The sequence below is a fragment of the Stenotrophomonas sp. UBA7606 genome (assembly GCF_002477705.1).
In the GTDB taxonomy this organism is placed as follows: domain Bacteria; phylum Pseudomonadota; class Gammaproteobacteria; order Xanthomonadales; family Xanthomonadaceae; genus Stenotrophomonas.
The window spans coordinates 32221-52567 of record NZ_DLJW01000003.1 but is presented as its reverse complement, the minus strand read 5'-3'; the positions used below and the strand labels follow the sequence as shown (position 1 = coordinate 52567).

Sequence of the window (20347 nt, the reverse complement as noted above, 5' to 3'; positions counted from 1 at the left end):
GTGCTGCAGTCCGGCACTTTGCGTGCTGCGCAACAAAAATACACTTCGCCAACCCTTGCAACCTGTACTTTTGGCGGTTGCAAGCCCTGCTGCACTGCGCCATGCTGCGCACCTAACCGTGACGAGTGACTGCTTAATGGCTGCGACCCGCATCATCAAGAAGTATCCGAATCGCCGGCTCTACGACACCGAGATTTCCAGCTACATCACCATCGAAGACGTCCGCCAGCTGATCCTGGACGGCGAGGAGTTCGAGGTCCGCGACGCCAAGAGCGGCGACGACCTGACCCGATCGGTGCTGTTGCAGATCATCGCGGACAAGGAGCAGGACGGCGAGCCGATGCTGTCGACCCAGCTGTTGAGCCAGCTCATCCGTTTCTACGGCGACTCCCTGCAGGGCTTCATGGGCAATTACCTGGAGCGCAGCATGCAGGTGTTCCTGGACCAGCAGCAGCAGTTCCGCCAGCAGATGGGCAGCCTGCTCGGCCAGACTCCGTGGGCCATGATGAACCAGCTCACCGAGCGCAACCTGGAGCTGTGGCAGGAGTTCCAGCGCAACATGGGCGGCGGCTTCGGCACCCGTCCGCCGGCGCCGGGCAGCAAGCCGGCCGACCCACCACCGGGCAGCGGCGGCAAGACCCGCAGCAACCGCTGACTACTGAAAGGCCGACGCAAGCGTCGGCCTTTTCATTTCTACAGGTTGGCGTGGCCCAGCCCTGCCGAGCTGGCCCCTGCCCTGGAAGCAGGCCAACGGACCCTACCCGGCCCTGCCTTCATGGCTTTCGCTGCTGCTCCGTACAGGCGCTGCAGATGCGCTCCACCTTGTAGCCCTGCGCGCGCAGCTTTTCCACCACGCCGTCAGCGCCAAGCAGGTGCAGCGCGCCAACCACCACCAGGGTGGTGCCCTGCCCGGCCTGCAGCCGCTGCTGCAGCGGCGCCAGCCAGGCGTCATTGCGCTCGACATTGATGCGCCGGTACAGCCCCGGGTACTGCCGCTTCATCTGCCCGGCCATGTCCTGCCACAGCATCGTGGCATCGCCGCGACGCCACGCGTCATGCAGGGCACGGCTCTGGGCGTCACCCTTGTCCACTTGTTCCAGCGCCTCGCGCAGCATCTGCCGCTGTTCGTCCACGCCCATGCCATCGAGCATGCTGATCTGCGAGGCTGCTGTTTCCAGTCCACCGGCAGGTTTTCCAGCCTTGGCTGCCAGATCCATCATGTGCCGATCCAGGCCGGCCTGCGGGTCCAGACCCAGCCGGGTCATCTGCGCGACACTGATGGTCAGGCCGACGAACCACGGTTTGAGCCCGCCCAGACTCTGGATCGGCATGTTGTTGGCCTGTGCCCAGTCCTGCAGCCGCTCCCAGGTGGCCGCGTCCAGATCATCCTTGAGCTGGCTGCCATCGCGACGCAATGCGGCCTGCGCCATCTGCATCGGCAACGCCGGCGAGTTCATCTCCTCCGGGGACAGCTCGAACAGCAGCCGCTGCGACGCTGCGAACGCGCCATCCACGTCCTTGGACAAGGGATAGTCACTGGGCTTGAGCAGATGGAAGGAGCCCAGCAGGTAAACCTCACTGCCCTGGGCACCACTGACCTTCCACAGCAGCGGGACCGGGGCGACATAGGCCGCCGGCGCGGCTTCGCCACGTACCGGGCGCGCTGTGGTGGTACCGGCAACCAGCATCAAGCCTGCCAGCAGCAGGCCGGCGCTACGGGTCATCCACCTCATGCAGCCACCTCACTCATGGGTTTGGCGTAAGCCTTCTCGCCGGCCTGTACCTCCATGTCCAAACGGTTCTCCGGCGGCGGCAACGGACAGGTCGCAAACGGGGTGAACGCGCAGGGCGGGTTGTAGGCGCGGTTGAAGTCGATCACGACTTCACTCCTGCTGTCCGGCACCGCCACATCGATGTAGCGGCCGGCCGCATAGCTGCCGCGGCCGCTGGTGCGGTCGGCGAATATCACCTGCAGGGGCTGGCCCGGCTCGCCCAGCGCTTCCAGTCGCCAGGTGCGGCCATCACGCTCGAACTCGATGGCTCCGGCATTGGACTGCTCGGTGGTCAAGCCGGTGATGTCGACGATCGGCAAGGTCTTGTTGAGATCATGCGGCACGAAGCGTGCGGTGATGCGCCAGCTCGGATCAGCCGGCCAATACTCTAGGTGGCCGAAGTGGGCACGCGCCGGGGCCTCGCTGTGCCGCACCCGCAGGGCGAAACGCGGGCCACGCTCGATCAGGCTCAATACACCCTTGCCGTCATCGAAGTGGATCAGGGTGGGGGCTTCATCACGGTCGCCGTGGAAGGCGATGCGCCCACTCACCGGCTTGCCATCCACCTGCATCGGCACTCCGGGTTCGGGCGTGAAGTACCAGTCCTTGCCCTGTCGCGACACCATGCCCAAGCGCGGTGGGCCTACTGCCAGGCGGATGCCGCTGGTACTGCCGCTGCCGATGTAGTGCGCTTTCAGTTCCAGCCAATGCAACCCCACCAGGCTGGTCCAGCCATCGACCGCCAACAGCTCGGTCAGGCGTTGCTCGCGCCACAGCGCGTTGTCGTGCGCAAACGCCGGATCCACCTTGACCACCGGCGGCGCCGCCACCTCCTGTTTGCAGCCGCCCAGCAGCACCACGGCCAACAAGGCCGCCCCCCCCAATGCTCTTTTCATCAACGCCCCCGCAGGAACCAGCGATCAATCTCGGCCAAGGAAAAGCGCGCCCAGGTCGGGCGGCCATGGTTGCATTGCCCCGAGCGCTCGGTGATCTCCATATCACGCAGCAGGGCATTCATTTCAGGCAGCGTCAGGCGACGGTTGGCACGTACTGCGCCATGGCAAGCCATCGTCGATAGCAGTTCGTCACGCGCACTGGCGATGCGCCGGCTCTGCCCGTGTTCGCGCAGGTCACCCAGCACATCGCGCAGCAGGCCCTCGGGCTCGGCATTGGCCAGCAGCGCCGGGATACTGCGTACATGCAGGGAGCCCGGCCCCGAGCGGGTTACTTCAAAACCCAGCTCGGCCAACGTCGCCGCTTCACGTTCGGCGGTATCGGCATCTCGCTCGCCCACCGCCAGGGTGATCGGCACAAGCAGGGGCTGCGCATGCAGGCCGATGCCGTCGTGCGCGTTCTTCAAGCGTTCGTAGCCGATGCGCTCGTGGGCGGCATGCATGTCCACCACGATCAAGCCTTCGGCGTTCTCGGCCAGGATGTAGATGCCATGCAACTGGGCGATGGCATAACCCAGCGGCGGTACCCCAGCATCACTTGAGGTTGCCGGCAAGGCCGGCCCGGCATCGGCCTGGCTTGCATCTGCCGCCGGCGCCGAATACAAGGCCGCATAGGCCGAAGGCGCTTCCGCCACCTGCAGGCCCAACGGCGACTGCCGCGCCTGCCAGTTGCCATTGCTGGCCACGCTGCCACCTGGCCGCGACAACACATAGCCCCCCCCCATGCTGGTACTGGGTGGCAGGGAGGCGGCGGGATCGGCCGGATGGCCCTGCCCCATCGCCGCCGGCTCCAGCCCGGCACGGGTTTCGGCCAGCGCATCCTTCAGCGTGCGGTAGACAAAATCATGAATCAGTCGCGCGTCACGAAAACGCACTTCATGCTTGGCCGGGTGCACGTTGACGTCGACGCGGGTCGGGTCCAGCTCCAGGAACAGCACATAGGCCGGCTGCCGGCCGTGGTAGAGCACATCGCCGTAGGCCATCTTCACCGCATGACTGACACTGCGGTCACGCACGGAACGCCCGTTGACGTACAGGTACTGCTGGTCGGCACTGGCACGCGAATACTGCGGCTGCGCGATCCAGCCATGCAGCCGCAGGCCCGCGCCGCTATGGTCCACGCGTAAGGCCTGCCGCGCGAAATCCTCGCCGAGGGTTTCGCCCAGACGCGCGTCCGAATAGAGGTCGCCGGGCTTGTAGCGCCGTGACGGCTTGCCGTTGTGCGACACCCGCAACTCGACGTCTGGGCGCGCCAAGGCCAGCGAGCGCAACCATTCTTCGATGTGCCCCAGCTCGGTACGCTCGGCGCGCAGGAACTTGCGCCGCGCCGGTACGTTGTAGAACAGCTCACGCACTTCCACCGTGGTGCCTGGCGCGTGCGCACGTGGGGTGACGTCGCCGAGCTTGCCCCCCTCGATCTGCAACGCCGAGCCATGTTCGTCATCGGCACGGCGCGAGGCCAGGATGAAGCGGCTGACCGAGGCGATTGACGGCAGGGCTTCGCCGCGAAAGCCGAGGGTAGCCACCGACTCCAGGTCATCCAGGCTGGCGATCTTGCTGGTGGCATGGCGCGACACGGCCAGCGGCAGTTGGTCGGCAGCGATGCCGCCGCCGTTGTCACGGATGCGGATCAGGCGTACACCGCCTTCTTCCAGATCGATATCCACGCGCGTGGCACCTGCGTCCAGCGCGTTCTCGACCAGCTCCTTTACCACCGAGGCAGGGCGCTCGACCACTTCGCCAGCAGCGATCTGGTTGATCAGGATTTCCGGCAGGGGACGGATTGCACTCATGCGCCACCACCTTGCATCAACGGTGCAAAAAAGGCGCAGGTGGGCGGAGTTACGAGGGGAATCAGGCTGACATCATGCATGCACATGATGATAGCCGAGCGCGGGCTCGGCACCGATACCACCGCGGGCTGAATACTGTGTCCTGTCGCGCCCATGCGTTCGCGGCCCGGACGGCCGCGCCCGCTTACTTGCTGCCGCCGGCAACGGTGCCCACGGCAGCATCCATTTCGGCCTGGGCACGGGCGGCAAACAAGGTGCCCGGCGGCGGCTGCCGGCTGAAGAAGGTATGCACGCCATCCAGCACCGCACCGGCGATACGTCGCTGGTAGGTGGGATCGATCAGGCGACGCTCTTCGTCCGGGTTGGAGATGAAGGCGGTTTCCACCAGCATCGCCGGCATGTCCGAGGTGCGCAGCACCGCGAAGTTGGCGCGCTCCAGGTTCGGCTTGTGGTTGTTGCCGATGCGCTTGAGCCCGCCCAGCACGTGGCTGGCGGCATCTTCGGAGGCCTTCATGTTGCCACTCTGGGCCAGGTCCAGCAGTACGTTGGCCAGGGTGCCTTCAGTGCGGCTGAGACTGACGCCACCGATCAGGTCGGCGGCGTTCTCCTTGTCCGCCAACCAACGCGCACGCTGCGACGACGCCCCCTTGGTGGACAGCACATAGACCGACGAGCCGGTCGCCGAGCGGTTTTCTGCCGCATCGGCGTGGATCGAGATGAAGATGTCCGCCTTGGCGGCGCGGGCACGCTGGGCGCGCATCGGCAGCGGAATGAATACGTCGGTGTCGCGGGTCAGGTAGGCGCGCAGGCCGGGGGTGGCATTGACCTGGCGCGCCAGTTCACGCGCCACCGCCAGGGTCACGTCCTTCTCGCGCTTGCCGGTCGGGCCGATGGCACCCGGATCCTGGCCGCCGTGGCCGGGATCGATCGCCACGATCAGGTTGCGCATGCCCGGTTGCATGCGGATGCGCGAGGCATCGCTGGGCATCACCGGGCGCGGCAAGGGCTGTTCAGCACTGGCCACGGGAGCGGCGGCGGCAGCCCCCTGCGACACCGCGCCCACCGGCGCTGGGCGCCCCGTGGCAATGGTGGTGCGCACCGGTCCTTGGGCATTGAGAATGGCTGCCGGCGAGTTGCCCGGTGCGGAGGCCGCGGCAATCACTCCCGTACTGGCCGGCTGCGGCGCCGCCTGGACCACCGTCGTCGCCGGCGTCTGCGCTGCTGCCACAACCGGAGCGGGCGCGGGCGGCGGCGCGCTGGCCTGCTGGCGCACGGCAGCGGTCAAGGCCGCCGTGGCACGGGCTGCTTCGGCACGTGCCTCGGCCACGCTCTGGACAGTGGCTGGCGCTGCAGGCGCAGCACCGGTTGTGGGCGCAGTGGCCGCCACGGCCGTCGTCGCCGGGCGTGCCGGCGCATCGCCCGGCCACTCGATCAACAACCGGGACTCGGCACCTTGGCCCTGCATCTGCGGCTTGAACGCCGCCACCGTCTCCGCCAGGTCAAACACAACGCGGAACGTGCCGGGGGTGGGGTTGCCGGTGCGTACTGCCGTGACCACGCCTGCGGCAGCGGGCAGCTTGAGCCCGCGCACGGCGGTGGAATCGGGAAAATCCACGACCAAGCGGTTCGGGCCGGCCAGGCTGATGGTCTTGTAGCTGCCACCGCCAGCCAGTTGGATCTCAGCCCTGGTACCGGTGGCACCGGCGCTCAGGCCCACGCCGCGGATCTCCCCTGCCCACGCCGAAGCGCTGGCCAGGCAGAGCCCAGCAATGGCGGTGGACAGAGCGAACAGGCGGTTTGCCATAGTCATGGGCGGATTCAATCACCGGAATTCGGTAATTGCAACATGTTTTCCCTTAATAATCCGCAACCTGCCGCATCTTCCTGCAGTCAGGGGCTAGGAAGCCCCTGCAAGTGGGGCGTTTTGCGCAGTTCCTGCAACCAGCGCTCACCGTTGGCGGTATGGGCCTGAATGCGCGCCCGGCGGCCGTGGCCATCGATTTCCAGGGCCACCGCCAGGTCCACCGGCGGCAACGCGCCAGCCCCCCGCTCAGGCCATTCGACCAACCAAAGGTCGGCAGTAGCTTCGTCCAAGCCCAGGAAGTCCAACTCGCCAGCGTTGCCGATCCGGTACAGATCCAGATGCCAGGCTTCGCCATCGGCCAGCGGATACCGTTCGATCAAGGTGTAGGTGGGGCTGCGGATGGGTCCCTGCACGCCCAGCGCGCGCAGCAACGCCCGCGCCAGGGTGGATTTACCGGCACCCAGGTCGCCCTGCAGGTGGACCACGGCCTGTGCCGGGCGGGTGTGTGCCAAAGCCCGGCCAAGCTGGTCGGTGCCGTCGGCGTCTGCAAGAAACAAGTCGGTCATGCCGTGCATTATGGATTGGCCAGCGTACGCAGGTGTGGCAACAGGTCGCGTGGCAGCAAGCCGCGTTCACCCTCGCCTGCCGCCGCGTCACCGGCCAGGCCGTGCAGCAGTGCACCGCTGCTGGCTGCATCGCAGGCCGGCAGACCCTGAGCGCGCAGCGCGGCGATGGCACCGGTCAATAGATCACCCATGCCACCGACCGCCATGCCGGGATTGCCGGCCACCACCACGCGCGGCAACTGCCCCGGCGCGGCCACCACGGTGCCTGCACCCTTCAGCACCACGACGGCCTGATAGCGCGCTGCCAGCGCACGGGCTGCACCAAGGCGATCGCGCTGGATGCTGGCCGTATCCGTATCCAGCAGGCGTGCGGCCTCGCCCGGGTGCGGGGTAAGAATGGCCTGCGGCAGCGGCTGCGGCGCAGCCGCCAGCAGGTTGAGCGCATCGGCGTCCACAACCAGCGGTTTGCCATTGGCCACGGCAGCCGCCCATAGCGCGCCTGCCCAATCGTCCTGGCCCAGACCCGGCCCGATCGCAACGACACTGGCGCGCGCCAACAAGGCAGCAAACGCCGCCCCCTCCTCCACCGCATGCACCATCGCCTCCGGGCAGCGCGCGAGCAGTGGCAGCACGTGCGGGGCGCGGGTGGCCACGCTGACCAGGCCGGCACCGCTGCGCAGTGCGGCCTCGCCGCTGAGCATCACCGCCCCGCCACTGCCATGGTTGCCGCCCACGCACAGCACATGGCCGTTCTCGCCCTTGTGGGTATTGAGCCGGCGCGGCGGCAGCTGCAGTTGCAGTACCGGCTTGATCCACCTCTGGGCGGCCGGAGCAACGCCGGCAAACGCCTCCACCGGAACGCCAAGATCCGCCAACAGACGCTGCCCGGCATGCTCCAGCGCAGCACCGGTATGCAGCCCCACGTGCGGCACGATGAACTGCAGCACCCGCTGCGCGCGCACCGCCATGCCGGGCACGTCGCCGCTGAGGGCATCCACGCCGCTGGGCACATCCAGTGCAAACACCGGTGCCGGGGCGGCATTGATGGCGGTTATCAGCGCGATGTCCTCGCCCTCTGGCGCACGCGCCAAGCCGATGCCATACAGCGCATCCACGATCAGATCGGCCTGCTGCAGACAGTCCAGGGTCACCTCGACGTGGCCGCCAATAGCCAGGTAGTCGGTACAGGCACGCTGCGCCAGCCCGCTGCGTGGCGGCGCATCGGGCAGGTGCAACACACTCACCTGCCGCCCGGCCTGGCGGGCATGGCGGGCCAGCACGTAACCGTCGCCGCCATTGTTGCCCGGCCCACATACCACCACGATGCATCGCGCCTGGGGCCAATGCTGCAGCACGCTGTGCCAGGCCGCCTGGCCTGCGCGCTGCATCAACACATAGCCGTCGCCGCCCAGGGCAGCGGTTGCCTGCGCGTCGATGCGACGTGCGGCGGCGATATCAAACAGTTCAACGGGCTCTGACATGCCGACGATTCTATACTTGCGCCATGCCTGAAGCCGTTACCGCCGCCAATCCCGCGCAGCTGTCGTTGCGCATCCGCCAGCTTGCCCGCGACGCTGGCTTCCAGCGCTGCGGGGTCAGCGGTATCGAACTGGGCGAGGACGAAGCGCACCTGGCCGACTGGCTGGGCAAGGGCCTGTACGGGACGATGGAATGGATGGCGCGCCATGGCAGCCTGCGTGCGCGTCCGCAGGAGCTGTTGCCCGGCACGGTGCGGGTCATTTCGGTAGGCCTGGACTATGGCCACAAGGACGACGCCGAAGCCTGGGCCACCCTGAATGATGGCGAGCGCGCCTATGTGGCGCGCTATGCGCTGGGCCGCGACTACCACAAGCTGATGCGCAACCGGCTGCAGAAGCTGGCCGAACGCATCGGCAGCGAGATCGGCCCATTCGGCTACCGGGTATTCGTCGATTCGGCACCTGTGCTGGAGCGCGCCCTGGCACGCAACGCCGGGCTGGGCTGGATCGGCAAACACACCTGCCTGATCGATCGCAATGGTGGCTCGTGGTTCTTCCTGGGCGAGATCTACGTCGACCTGCCGCTGCCGATCGACGTACCCGCCGCCGCCCACTGCGGCACCTGCACCCGTTGCATCGACGTCTGCCCCACCGCTGCCATCATCGCCCCGCACCGGCTGGATGCGCGGCGTTGCATTTCCTACCTGACCATCGAGCACGATGGCGCGATCCCGCTGGAAATGCGCCCACTCATGGGCAACCGCATCTATGGCTGCGACGACTGCCAACTGGTCTGCCCTTGGAACAAGTTTGCCCGGCGCACGGACGAGCCCGACTTCCGCGCCCGCAACAACCTGGATACCGCCACCCTGCCGGAGCTGTTCGCCTGGGATGAGGAGGAATTCCTGCGCCGCACCGAAGGCAGCCCCATCAGGCGCAGCGGCCATGAGCGCTGGTTGCGCAACATTGCCGTGGCGCTGGGCAATGCCACAGCTACGCCCAGCGTGCTGCAGGCACTGCACAGCCGCAGCGGGCATGCATCGCCGCTGGTCCGTGAGCATGTGCAATGGGCGCTGCAGCGGCATGCCGATGCCGCCGAAGGGCAAGCGGACGCATCCCTGCCCGCCGTGCAATGATGCGCACCCGACACCGCCACAAGGACCGTGATGGACACCCATATCCAGCAAGCACCCTGCAGCATCGCCCCAGCGGACAAGCGCCGCCAGGCACAATTGATAGGCGATGACCTGGTCCGCCACCATGGCAAGCGCAATTTCTATTCGGTGCAGCAGGTGCGCGAGGCGAACCGCCGCAACAAAATCGATATCGACGTGGCCTGCTGGTCACATGCGCTGTTCAATACCCATGCCGACTTTGATCGCCTGCATGCCGGCAGCAACGATGTCTGTGACTATGCGGCGATGAAGGCCGAAATGCTGCATTCGGTGGCCAACGCCGGCAACTCCAGCTGGTTCGACTTCGACCTGTCCTGGCTGGAATTCCCGGACCTGGACATTTCCATCTTCGATTTCTTCGACTAGCCGCAGGGCTTAAGATGGCCCCCAACCGGCGATCCGGCAGGCCATCCTGCCCACAATCGCCGCGCCTTCTTTCTGCCGTACTGTGTCCATGAGCCCAAGCAACGACATCCTCACCCCCAACCAGCTCAACACGCTGGCGCGCGACCTGCTGGAAAGCGCGTTCCCATTGGTGTGGGTGGAGGGTGAACTGGGCAGTGTCAGCAGGCCAGCCTCCGGGCACCTGTATTTCACGCTCAAGGACGCGCGCGCGCAGGTACGCGCGGCCATGTTCAAGCCCAAGAGCCAGTGGCTGAAGTTCATCCCGCGCGAGGGCATGCGCGTACTCGTGCGCGGGCGGCTTACCCTGTATGAAGCACGCGGCGACTACCAGCTGATCCTGGACCACATGGAAGAGGCCGGCGAAGGCGCATTGCGCCGTGCCTACGACGAATTGAAGGCACGCCTGGAAGCCGACGGCCTGTTCGACCCGGCACGCAAGCGGCCGCTGCCGGCACATGTGCGCCGGCTGGCGGTGATCACCTCGCCCAGCGGCGCGGCGGTGCGTGACGTACTGAGCGTGCTGGCGCGCCGCTTCCCGATGCTGGAAGTCGAACTGCTCCCCTCGCTGGTACAGGGCGCAACCGCTGCACCGCAGATCACCTCGCTGCTGCGCCAGGCCGATGCCAGTGGCCGCTACGACGTGATTCTGCTGACCCGCGGTGGTGGCTCACTGGAGGACCTGTGGGCGTTCAATGATGAACAGTTGGCGCGTGCGGTTGCCGCCAGCAATACGCCGGTGGTTTCGGCAGTAGGCCACGAGACCGACTTCAGCCTGACCGACTTCGCCGCCGACCTGCGCGCGCCGACCCCCTCGGTCGCCGCCGAGCTGCTGGTACCCGACCAGCGTGACCTTGCCCTGCGCGTGCGCCGGCTGGCGCAGCGCCTGAACCAGCTGCAGGTGCATACCCTGGGCCAGGCCATGCAGCGTGCCGACCGTGCCGCCCTGCGCCTGCAGGCGCACAGCCCCCAGGCCCGCCTGACCTTGCTGGAGCACCGTCAGCAGGCAGCCTTTGCACGCCTGCAGGGAGCGTGGCGCCAGCAACAGGAACGCCGCCATGCACAGCTGCGCCATGCCGCCGCCGTGCTGCGCAACGCGCAGCCACAGCGCCACCTGGATGCATTGGCAGAAAAACTGGCGGCATTGGCCCCGCGCGCGCAGGCCGCCATGGACCGGCAACTGCAGCGCGATGCACTGCGCCTGCGCGGCATTGCCCGTTCGCTGGAAGCGGTCAGCCCACTGGCAACCGTGGCGCGTGGCTATTCCATCCTCACCCGCGCAGACGATGGCAGCCTGGTGCGCAGCGCCGATCAGGCCAGTCCGGGGGACACCCTGCAGGCCCGTCTGGCAGAAGGCAGCCTGCAGCTACGGGTAGAAAAAACCCTCTAGCCCGCAGACGCGGCGCACCTCGCAAAACACGCCAATGGGGCTGGTGCACAGCAGCGCTTGGGTACATCAACCGCCGCGCACGCTCCAAGGCGCCCCGTCCTGCTGTTGCCTGCTTATTGCGAGGTGCAGTAACGCTGCCTGTACTCCAATGCCTTGGGCATCAACGCCTGCAGGTTCTGGATACGGGTGCCGGGATTGGGATGAGTGGAGGAGAACTCCGGCGGCGCCTGGCCACCACTGGCTTCGCTCATGCGCTGCCACAAGGGCACCGCTTCCTCAGGATTGAAACAGGCGGCGGCGGCCAACATCAGGCCCACTTCATCGGCCTGGGTTTCATGCGAGCGCGCATAGGGCAACAGATAGCCGTAGCCCATTGCCGACATCATCATCTGTTGCTGCTGCGCGTCCATGCCGCTGGCCGCGCCCGCCATCTGCCCGATCTGGGTCAGCTTCTGCTGGGCCATGCGCTGGGCACCATGCCGCAGCAAGGCGTGGGCGATTTCGTGGCCCATCACCACCGCCAGCGCATCGGCGTTCTGTGCCACCGGGATCAGGCCTGTATACACCGCCATCTTGCCACCGGGCAGGCAGAACGCGTTGGCCTCGTCGGACTGCAGCACATTCACGTCCCAATCAAAATCACGTGCGAAATGCTGTGGCTGCAGGCCATGCTCCTGCGCCAGCGAGGTTTCCACCACGTCCACCTTGGCGATCAGGCGGTTGGCGATCTCGCGTACCTGCCGCGCGATCTGCGAGTTGGGGTCCACCGGACGCTCCTGCGACAGGATCTCCTGGTAGGCCTGCAGGCCAAGGGCCTTCTCCTCGTTCGCGTCTAGCGAGCTGTCGATCAGCACCTTTTCACCGGTGTACGGGTCCACCGAACGGTTGCCGAAGTAGTAGCAGCCCCCGTAGATCGCAAAGCCCAAAAGGACCACCCAACGGATGTTGCCGAACAGGCCGCCGCCCCGGCGCTGACGGCTGCCGCCTTGGTTACCGAAAGGATCTTGTCGCATGGTTGGGTTCCGTCTGGGCCGGGCTGGCCGTGGCCGATGTTAACGCTACTGGGCGCATGGGCAAGGTCAAATGCCGCGCACCAGCCTGAAGCCGATCCGGGCCGAGGTGACATCCGAATCCTGCGATTGCCGCCACGCCGCCCGCACCTGTTCCGGTGCGTTGGCCCAGTTGCCTCCGCGGATCACCCGTTGCCGGCAACCCGGGTTGTACCAGGCGGCACCGTCCGCGGGCGCACGCCGGTAACTGGCATGCCAGCAATCGGCCACCCACTCACTGACATTGCCGCCCATGTCGTGCAATCCCCAGGCATTGGCTCGGAACATGGCCACCGGCGCGGTGCCCCAGAAGCCATCGCCATAACCGATGAAGGCGTTGTTCCAGTGGCGGCCGCTGGGCGACACATCCAGGCTGCCGGTAAAGTTGCCGGTGTTCTCCGGCGGCACGGCCGCCCGCCCCCAGGGATAACGGCCGACACTGCCGGCCCGCAGCGCGTACTCGAACTCCGACTCGCTGGGCAGGCGGTAGTAGCGCCCTGTCTGCTCCGACAACCATGCCGCATAGGCCTCGGCATCGCGCACGCTGACATGCATCACCGGGCTGTTGGGCGCGGCCTTGACGCCGTTGTAATCGGATTGCCAGTCCACCCCGCTGCGGCGGATGAAATTGCCGCTGCGCTCGTCGTAGACGATGGAATGGCCGCGCCGGGTGGCGCGTGGCCGGGCGTTGGCAGCCTCCACGAAGCGGCGGAAATCGGCCACAGTCACCTCGGTGATCGACATGGCGAAACCACGGTCGAAGCGGACGTAGTGCTGGGGGCGCTCGGCATCCACCGATCCCACCTCCTCCGCTGGCGCGCCCATCTGGAACGCCCCATGCGGCACCACCACCATCTGTGGCGCACGGCCGCCATTGGCCAGCGCGTCGGAGAACACCTGCCCCGGCCGGAAGCTGCCGTAGTGGGTGACCAGATCGATGCGCTGGCGCAACAGTGCCACGGTGCGATCACCGGGCAAGGCGATGCGGATGGCCTGCTCCAGCTTCTCGCGGGCCGGCTTGAGCCCCTGCGATGAGGTGAGGTCGCGCAGGCCGCCTTCGCGCAGGGCATCCAACTGGGCACGGCGGATGGCCTCCACCCGCCGCCGTGCATCCAGTACCGTCACCGCCCCTTCGCCGCGGATGGTGCCGGCCTTGTCCAACCAGCGCGCCGCGCCAGGGAAATCCGAATCAACCCCGGCAGCATGCTCGGCACGCCGGATCAGCCCGCTTTCCACTGCGGCCAGCCCCTGCCGGGCACGGCTGTTGAGCGGATCGGCCGCCAGCACCTCACGAAACGCTGCCTGCGCGCCGCCGCCATCCTCCCCCAACTGGTAGAGCCGCAGGGCCTGTTCGCCGGCACGGTTCAATGCCAACAGCCGCCGCGCCGTCGCCACCCGCTGCTGCAGGGCCTGCTCGGCCTTGGCATCAGGCGCGAGTGCCACTGCAACCCCCGTCATCTCCGCAGCCTCGGCCAGAGCCACACGCTGATTCTCGGTCTGCGCCAAGCGCTGCCCGATCAGGCTGCGCAGGCGCTGCCGGGCCTTGTCCAGCCCTAGCCGGGCCGCGCGGTTCTGCGGATCCTGGGCCAGGATGGCCAGGTACAGCGGGATCGCGTCGCTGGCATCCTTGTAAAGCCGGTCCTCGGCCAGTGCCTTGTCGGCGTCCTTGCGCGCCTGCGCCAGCTGCTCTGGCGCCAGGCTCAGCTCCGGCGCATTCCACACCGGCAGCGCGGTGTCCTCGACCACCGCCACCGGATCCGGTGCCGCCTGTGCGGCCTTGGCCACCGCGCGTGCCTCCAGCCGCGCGGCAACCCGCGCGGCCAGGGACTTCTGCTCCTGCGCCGCCGCTTGTGCCGGATCCGGCGCCGATGACGGCTGACAGCCCGCCAGGGCCACCAGCAGCAGCGCCATCAAGCCCGTGATCTGGCCGGTCTTACCCAAAAACGCCTCCATTACCTTGCACACTTTCCCGGGAGCGGCCCGACGTTAGGCTATTCTCACCCGCCTGAGCAAACCCTGCAGTTGACGGAACCCACGTGGCTTACTGGATCAAACACCCGGCGGAGTTGGAAGAACGCTACCGCCAGCGCCCCAGCCGGATCGGGCTGGACACCGAATTCATCCGCGAACGCACCTACTGGCCACAGCTGGCGCTGGTACAGATGGCTGTTGGCGATGAAATCCTGCTGATCGACCCGCTGATACCGGGCATGTGCGAAGCCCTGAAACCCTGGCTGAGCGACACCTCCATCACCAAGGTCATGCACAGCGCCAGCGAGGACCTGGTGGCGTTCAAGTGCGCCTGCGACGCGCTGCCGCGCCCGCTGTTCGACACCCAGATCGGTGCCGCCCTGGCTGGCATCGGCGGCGGCATGGGCTACCAGAAGCTGGTAGCCGAGATCACCGGCGTGACCCTGCCCAAGGGCGAGACCCGTTCGGACTGGCTCAAGCGGCCGCTCAGCGACGCGCAGCTGGAATACGCCGCCGACGACGTGGAGTACCTGTTCGCCCTGCACGACGCCATCAGCACCAAACTGCAGGCCACGGACCGTATGCAATGGCTGCAGGACGACGGCGAGCGCCTGCTGACCAGCGTTGAACGCGACGAAGGCGAGCATTGGCCGCACCTGTCCATGCGGTCCTCGCAGTTCCTGGAGCCGGACGCACAGCGGCGCCTGCTGCGCCTGCTGCGCTGGCGTGACCACCAGGCACGCAGCAGCGACAAGCCGCGCAGCTGGATCCTGGACAACGAACTGGCCAACCTGCTGGCACGCACCCCACCGGCCGATTACGACGCCATGCTCAAGTTGTTCGGCCGTTTCCCCAAGGCACCGCGCAAACTGGCGCAGCCACTGTGGGAGGCCTTGAACACGCCGCTGGCCGATGAAGCCGACGCACCGATGGCCCTGCCCGCCACCGACGGCAATAAGAGCGCGCTCAAGCGCCTGCAGGACGCCGTGAGCAAGCGCACTGCCGAGCTGGGCCTGCCGGAGGGCCTGCTGGCCTCGCGCAAGCACCTGGAAGCCCTGCTGGAAAGCGGTGACTGGCCAGTCGCCCTGGCCGGCTGGCGCCGCGAGCAGTTGGAGCCGGTGCTGCGTCCACTGCTGCCCGCCGCCTGATCCGCGCCCCCGGGTGTAGTGCGCTACACCCGGCTTTCAGCCACCGCGCAAGGATGTCACTGGCGCATCCCTGGCCGCACGGCGGGTCGGCAGCCAGGTTGCCAACTGCCCGACCATCGCCACCAGCACCGCAGCGCTGACCAGGTAAGGCCACTGGATGACGGGCACCTCATTGAACAGTGCCAATACCCGATTGAGCAGTGCACCACATGCCGCGCCAAGTGCACCGGCGACAGTGCAGATCATCAGATTCTCCGCCAGGAAATGGCTGATGACATCGCGCCTTCGAGCGCCCAGTGCACGGCGTATACCGATCTGCATATAACGCTGGCGGACCCAGAAGCTGGACAACCCATAGATCCCGATACCCGTGACCAGCAGCAGCGCCACGCCGGCACCGATGAACAGTGTTGCCATCGTCTTGTCGCGCCGGAAGTAACCCTGGCGGAGATCCACATAGGGCAGCGAGCGTCGCAGCATCCGGCTGCGCTCATTGGACTTGAGCACCTGCTCACCAGCAGCCAGCACCTCGCCGATCCGGCCTGGCTGCGTCCGCAACGCGTACGTCACCCGTGCCCCGTCCGGCACCAAAGGCAACAGGATGCTTGCATCACCATCGAGCCCCTGCCCAAGCACCGGCCGTGCAAGATGCTCGACGACGCCGACAATCTGCAGTGGATGGTTGCCGTCGGCGTACAAGGCCTTGCCAAGCGGGTTCTGCCCCGGGAACAGCCGTTCGGCGATCTGTCTGGAAACAATCACTTCCGCCGCCTTGTACAGGCCCGAAAAGTAGTCATCCGATGCCAGCGGCACATACGCGTCCTGCCCAAAATCACTGCCGGCTTCCAGTCGCAGGCCCAGCGCGGCGATGGCATCCGGGGCCGCCGCAAATACCGCAACATCGGCCTCGACAGCACCCGGCGCCCCGTCCTGTACGTCGGGCAGATTGCCAACGCCGATCGACCAGCCGGTTTGTCCCAACGGCACCGCCCCCAGCACCGACACGGCGGTGATCCCAGGCAACTGCCGCAATGCCTGCAGGTCCGCCTGCACTACCCCAGGGATGCGGCCAAGCCCATCGCCGACGAACTCCGCTTCGACAATGGCCAGACCCGGCTCGGCAAGCCCGCTGGGAACGGCCAGCGCATCCAGCCGCTGCACGAACAGGAAAGCGATGTTCGCCACTACTGCCACCGTCACCACGATCTGCACGGCAAATATGCCAACAATCAGACGATGGCGGGTCAGTGCTCGTGCAATCAATGCCAGTTGCAGGATGTTCATTCGGCGACCTTTATCTGCATGGCTATACGGGTGGAAGCCACGCGCAAGGCAGGCAAAGCAGCGGCAAGCAGGCTGCACACACAGGCCAGCAAGGGCGTGAGCACGGCCATGGGCCAGTCCATCACCGCCAAAGCTGCATAGCCCTCCGGTTGCGTACGCAGAAACCACAGGCCCAGCGCGGCAACGGCCAATGCACCCACGCCTCCCAGGCCGCCCACCAGCACCGCCTCTGTGGCCAACTGCAGCACGACATCGGCACGCCGTGCCCCCAATGCCCGCCGAACCGCTATCTCATGCGTACGCCGGCTCAAGCGTGCGTACAACAGCGCGCAGATATTGACCATGCAGACAAACAGGAACCCAATCGCAAGCCACAACTGGAGCCTGACTTCCGCAGGTACAACCCCGCGCTGCCGCAGATGGTCGCGCAACGGCACGAGCGCCGTCTGCTGCGGGCGCTGGAATCGGCCCAGATCAAGCTGGGCCTGCACATGGTTCTGCAGGAAAGCAGCGTACGCGGCACGCGCCTGCGCGTCTTCAAGTCCCACCCAGAACTGCAGCCATGTCGCCGATGCGCTCTTCATGTCGCGGGAGTTGGTCACATCACCCCACGAAAACACCGCGTTGCGCACCTCCATATCCAGGGCAATCGCCGTCTCCAAGGGGATGAAGAAATCATCCCTGCCCGCGAACACCTCGCGCTGCATATCGGTATGGAAGCGCGGCACTGGTGTCCAATCGGCGATCACGCCGGTAATGGTAAAACTGTGCTCGCTGAGCCGGATCCGCCTCCCAACCAAGGAACCCTCTGCCCTGAGCCTGCGGGCAAAGCTCTCACTTATCACAATGACGGCCGCGTGCCCGGCTTCTTCGGCCGCTGACCAGCCCGCCCCCTCCAGAAAGCGGATGCCGAACACGCGGAAAACCTGTGACGTCGCAAACTGCCCATCCACATACGCAGGCTGATCCAACGGCGTTTGTGGCGGCAGGACCACACGGCCGGTCGCCAATGCAACCTGGGCAGCCGCAGGACCATCATCAAGCAGGGCTTTGGCGTCGACCCAGGTCATGGCGATGCGGGGATCGGCACCTGGCCGGATCTTGAACGATGCTGGCAATGGATCCATGACAGGGCGATAGAGGTGCTGGCTCAGCCCGGGCAAGGGATCCCAGGACATCACCCGAACCACCGTAAGCATGGCAATGCTCGTCCCCACCCCCAGCGCCAGGGCAACCACCACGGCAACAGCCATCAGCGGCGACCTCCCGAGCGCACGCAGCGCCAAGTGAACATAGTGACCCAGCATTGTTCGTCTCCTGGTACTGGCCACGGCTGGGCAGCCAGCACCATCTGCTGCAGGTGGAACTTCCGGTCCGGTACAGGTCAATCAGCTGCGGTGATCCGCAGTCTGCCCGGACACCACACGGACGCCTGGGGAGCACAAGTCTTCCATCCACGCGCGTGCCCGCAACTCGAAATCAGGCATTTGCTGGGCAGAGCGCAGGTGCGGTGAGAACGCATGGAAGACCCAACCCTGCTGGTCGCGATACAGCAGCAGCTCTCCGGCCTCTGCATGGAACGCTCGTCGCGCGGCCTGACATATGCGCCGCAGTTCAGCTGCATCAGCCTCTGCAAGGAACAGTGGCTGGCCATGCGGATGCAGGGGCGCACAGACATGCTCGCCCAGGAAACAGGCCAGCACGGGCTCGCCGGACGGCCGCTCCACGAAAAACTGATGCCGTGCTGCTTCAATCGACGGAAGATGCCGCTCCTGGTCCCAATCGAACAAGGACCAGATCGACTTCTGCATCGGATTCCGCAATCCGGCGGTATCAGGACGCTGGAAGCCAAAGCCATACACAAACCTCGGCACCCGGATACCCGCTTCGTGCCGGAGCGACGACCATTGCAGGTTGAGCGGAAGCAAGGCCCGCGAAATACCCCGCACACCCGGCTCGTAGGCAAGCGACGCAGCAGGTTCAAATACCTGCTGCAGGCGCACGTGCAACCAGCGTTCGTTCCTGGAGCCCTGCTCCAAACGCCTGCCCGTAGCGGTCGCGGCCACAGTGAAGAGACGGTTGACGACATGCCTGCCGACTATCGGCGCGCCGGATGCATCCGCCCGCACCGCAAGCATCTGCGGCCAGGGGCGAGGCTGCACAAGCTGCAGCCAATCATCCAGATGCAGGACGCGGACATCCCCAGCTTTACCTTTGGCTCGTGCAATGCGGGCAATGGGATCACCACGGTCGGCATGCAGAATGGTCACCGCACTCATGCCCACACCTTCGCTGCGTATTGCACACGCATACCCGCCTGCATCTCGTCCAGCAGGGCAGCAATACCCGGCCGCAGTGCGGCGTCAGCGGGGAGCAGCGAGCTGAGCGGCCGCGCGATCAGAAATCCGGCGGCGCACACTGCCAGACGCCCTTCGATGAACCCACGCACGGCGGAACTCAACGCCTGCTCCCGCTGCAGGCGCTGCTCATGCAGGCGATGGCAGATGTAGTAGACGAAGACCGCATGGATGAACGAAGAAGCCGGGATCGGATTCCCCGACCACGGCGAGATGACGCGAACGCTGTCGTCGTTACCGGCAAGAAATCCCTGTGACAGCTCCCATGCCGCCAGGAAATTGTGGGTGCTCTCATGCATCAGGCTTTCCATGCATGCCTCCACGCTCACCAGGGATCGGTGGAAGTTGAGCAGCCGCAACGAGCCCGGGTGCCGCGGCGCGTGTTCCGATCCATAGTGCAGGGATACGGCATCGCCATCGCTTTGTGATTTGCGGACGATGATCCGGCGAACGAAGGTTCGAATCAGCTGCCCATAGAATGGCTCGCAGGCATCAATCAGACCAAGCGCGCGCTCGAGCTTCTCCAGCAACGCAGTCCGTTCCGCGGCCAGGAATGGCAGGCAGGGTTGGCTCAAGATGCCGGACCGCGGCTCATGCAACCTGGCCGATGGACTGTCAAAGTCGACCGCCACGCAGCCACCAATGGTGGGCAGCGACTCCAGCCGCCAATGCCCGTCCTCCCCCTTCAGCGCAACCACGTCGCCGGCCGGGCTATACACCTGCCATTGCTCACTACGGCGCAGATGCTCATGCGTGCTGCCGCCGAGCAATCCGGCAATCGCGTGCTCGCGGCACAGGATGTCGAAAATGTCTCTCAGCGGCCCAACCTGTTCGCTTGCACCGCCGCCCTCGCCCCTCGGCACCCTTCGCCAGGCGTGGTTCCAGGCCATCTGTCGATCACAAAACTCCGAACTCAGCAGAACCCGCGCCTGATGGGCCGGCGTGAGTTGCCCGTAGCGTTCTTTGACGGCCGCAACCAGAAGATCGCTGCCGCTGCCGGAAAAAATCCGATGCAGATGACCCCGCATCGCGCGCAGCCTTGCCCACATGATCCCATCGGCCATAGTAGCCGCCTGGTCATCGACCTGGGCCAGCCCCAGCAGTACCCGCACGTCACCTGCCCCGTCCAACACACCATCCACTGGCATATCCACGTGATTCATCCTTGTATCGCACAGCATTGCAAAGGCGTGCCCGCACCACGC

Annotated in this window: 17 protein-coding genes; 5 read left to right on the top strand and 12 right to left on the bottom strand. The window is 66.3% G+C overall.

All coding sequences use genetic code 11. The annotated features are described in order from the left end of the window. Nucleotides 1-70: 70 nt before the first annotated feature. Nucleotides 71-655: a polyhydroxyalkanoate synthesis repressor PhaR gene (gene phaR, locus B2527_RS01020; protein ID WP_293705598.1), complete on the top strand. Its 585-nt coding sequence runs from the start codon at nucleotides 71-73 to the stop codon at nucleotides 653-655. A gap of 118 nt (nucleotides 656-773) precedes the next feature. On the opposite strand, the gene B2527_RS01015 is transcribed toward phaR, so the two are convergent. The 6 genes from B2527_RS01015 to B2527_RS00990 all read right to left on the bottom strand — a co-directional run bounded on the left by B2527_RS01015 (nucleotide 774) and on the right by B2527_RS00990 (nucleotide 8369). After that, nucleotides 774-1733 (bottom strand): TraB/GumN family protein, encoded by a 960-nt coding sequence (locus tag B2527_RS01015; RefSeq protein ID WP_414716953.1) that lies wholly within the window; start codon nucleotides 1731-1733, stop codon nucleotides 774-776. Continuing rightward, nucleotides 1730-2668 carry a DUF1684 domain-containing protein gene (locus B2527_RS01010; RefSeq protein WP_293705597.1) on the bottom strand — a complete coding sequence of 313 codons (939 nt, stop codon included), beginning with the start codon at nucleotides 2666-2668 and terminating at the stop codon, nucleotides 1730-1732. Before B2527_RS01010 ends, B2527_RS01015 begins: the two co-directional genes overlap by 4 nt. Next, on the bottom strand, nucleotides 2668-4518 hold the full coding sequence (gene mutL, locus B2527_RS01005) for a DNA mismatch repair endonuclease MutL (protein ID WP_293705595.1): 1851 nt from the start codon (nucleotides 4516-4518) through the stop codon (nucleotides 2668-2670). Before mutL ends, B2527_RS01010 begins: the two co-directional genes overlap by 1 nt. A 184-nt stretch (nucleotides 4519-4702) precedes the next feature. Beyond that, nucleotides 4703-6328, bottom strand: coding sequence for an N-acetylmuramoyl-L-alanine amidase (locus B2527_RS01000; RefSeq protein WP_414716952.1), 1626 nt, complete (start codon nucleotides 6326-6328; stop codon nucleotides 4703-4705). Between the two features lie 80 nt (nucleotides 6329-6408). Next, entirely contained in the window at nucleotides 6409-6888 is a 480-nt protein-coding gene (gene tsaE, locus B2527_RS00995; RefSeq protein WP_293705593.1) for a tRNA (adenosine(37)-N6)-threonylcarbamoyltransferase complex ATPase subunit type 1 TsaE, read from the bottom strand. An 8-nt stretch (nucleotides 6889-6896) separates the two neighbouring features. Further along, nucleotides 6897-8369 (bottom strand): NAD(P)H-hydrate dehydratase, encoded by a 1473-nt coding sequence (locus B2527_RS00990; RefSeq protein WP_293705591.1) that lies wholly within the window; start codon nucleotides 8367-8369, stop codon nucleotides 6897-6899. A 23-nt stretch (nucleotides 8370-8392) separates the two neighbouring features. Here B2527_RS00990 and queG point away from each other — a divergent pair, with 23 nt between their 5' ends. From queG to xseA, 3 genes are all read left to right on the top strand, one after another. Continuing rightward, entirely contained in the window at nucleotides 8393-9502 is a 1110-nt protein-coding gene (queG, locus tag B2527_RS00985) for a tRNA epoxyqueuosine(34) reductase QueG (protein WP_293705589.1), read from the top strand. 30 nt (nucleotides 9503-9532) lie between these two features. Beyond that, entirely contained in the window at nucleotides 9533-9907 is a 375-nt protein-coding gene (locus B2527_RS00980) for a hypothetical protein (protein WP_293705587.1), read from the top strand. Nucleotides 9908-9995: 88 nt separating this feature from the next. After that, nucleotides 9996-11333, top strand: a complete 1338-nt coding sequence (gene xseA, locus B2527_RS00975) for an exodeoxyribonuclease VII large subunit (protein ID WP_293705585.1) — start codon at nucleotides 9996-9998, stop codon at nucleotides 11331-11333. A 113-nt stretch (nucleotides 11334-11446) separates the two neighbouring features. On the opposite strand, the gene B2527_RS00970 is transcribed toward xseA, so the two are convergent. Together B2527_RS00970 and B2527_RS00965 are read right to left on the bottom strand one after the other, a co-directional pair. Continuing rightward, on the bottom strand, nucleotides 11447-12346 hold the full coding sequence (locus tag B2527_RS00970; RefSeq protein WP_293705583.1) for a M48 family metallopeptidase: 900 nt from the start codon (nucleotides 12344-12346) through the stop codon (nucleotides 11447-11449). 66 nt (nucleotides 12347-12412) lie between these two features. Further along, complete coding sequence (locus tag B2527_RS00965) at nucleotides 12413-14335, bottom strand: formylglycine-generating enzyme family protein (protein WP_414716950.1); 1923 nt, start codon at nucleotides 14333-14335, stop codon at nucleotides 12413-12415. A gap of 83 nt (nucleotides 14336-14418) precedes the next feature. On the opposite strand from B2527_RS00965, the gene rnd reads away from it, so the two are divergent. Continuing rightward, nucleotides 14419-15501 carry a ribonuclease D gene (gene rnd, locus B2527_RS00960; RefSeq protein WP_293705581.1) on the top strand — a complete coding sequence of 361 codons (1083 nt, stop codon included), beginning with the start codon at nucleotides 14419-14421 and terminating at the stop codon, nucleotides 15499-15501. 36 nt (nucleotides 15502-15537) lie between these two features. Here the strand turns inward: rnd and B2527_RS00955 are convergent, their stop codons facing one another. From B2527_RS00955 to B2527_RS00940, 4 genes are all read right to left on the bottom strand, one after another. Continuing rightward, a complete protein-coding gene (locus B2527_RS00955) occupies nucleotides 15538-16785 on the bottom strand; it encodes an ABC transporter permease (protein WP_293705579.1) in 1248 nt (415 codons plus the stop codon). Beyond that, nucleotides 16782-18092 carry an ABC transporter permease gene (locus tag B2527_RS00950; protein WP_293705577.1) on the bottom strand — a complete coding sequence of 437 codons (1311 nt, stop codon included), beginning with the start codon at nucleotides 18090-18092 and terminating at the stop codon, nucleotides 16782-16784. The genes B2527_RS00955 and B2527_RS00950 overlap by 4 nt, the downstream gene beginning before the upstream one ends. Nucleotides 18093-18173: 81 nt before the next feature. Then, the gene (locus B2527_RS00945; protein WP_293705575.1) at nucleotides 18174-19064 is read right to left on the bottom strand and encodes a hypothetical protein; all 891 of its coding nucleotides are present in this window, start codon (nucleotides 19062-19064) and stop codon (nucleotides 18174-18176) included. Beyond that, the gene (locus B2527_RS00940) at nucleotides 19061-20305 is read right to left on the bottom strand and encodes a hypothetical protein (RefSeq protein ID WP_293705573.1); all 1245 of its coding nucleotides are present in this window, start codon (nucleotides 20303-20305) and stop codon (nucleotides 19061-19063) included. The genes B2527_RS00945 and B2527_RS00940 overlap by 4 nt, the downstream gene beginning before the upstream one ends. Nucleotides 20306-20347 lie beyond the last annotated feature (42 nt).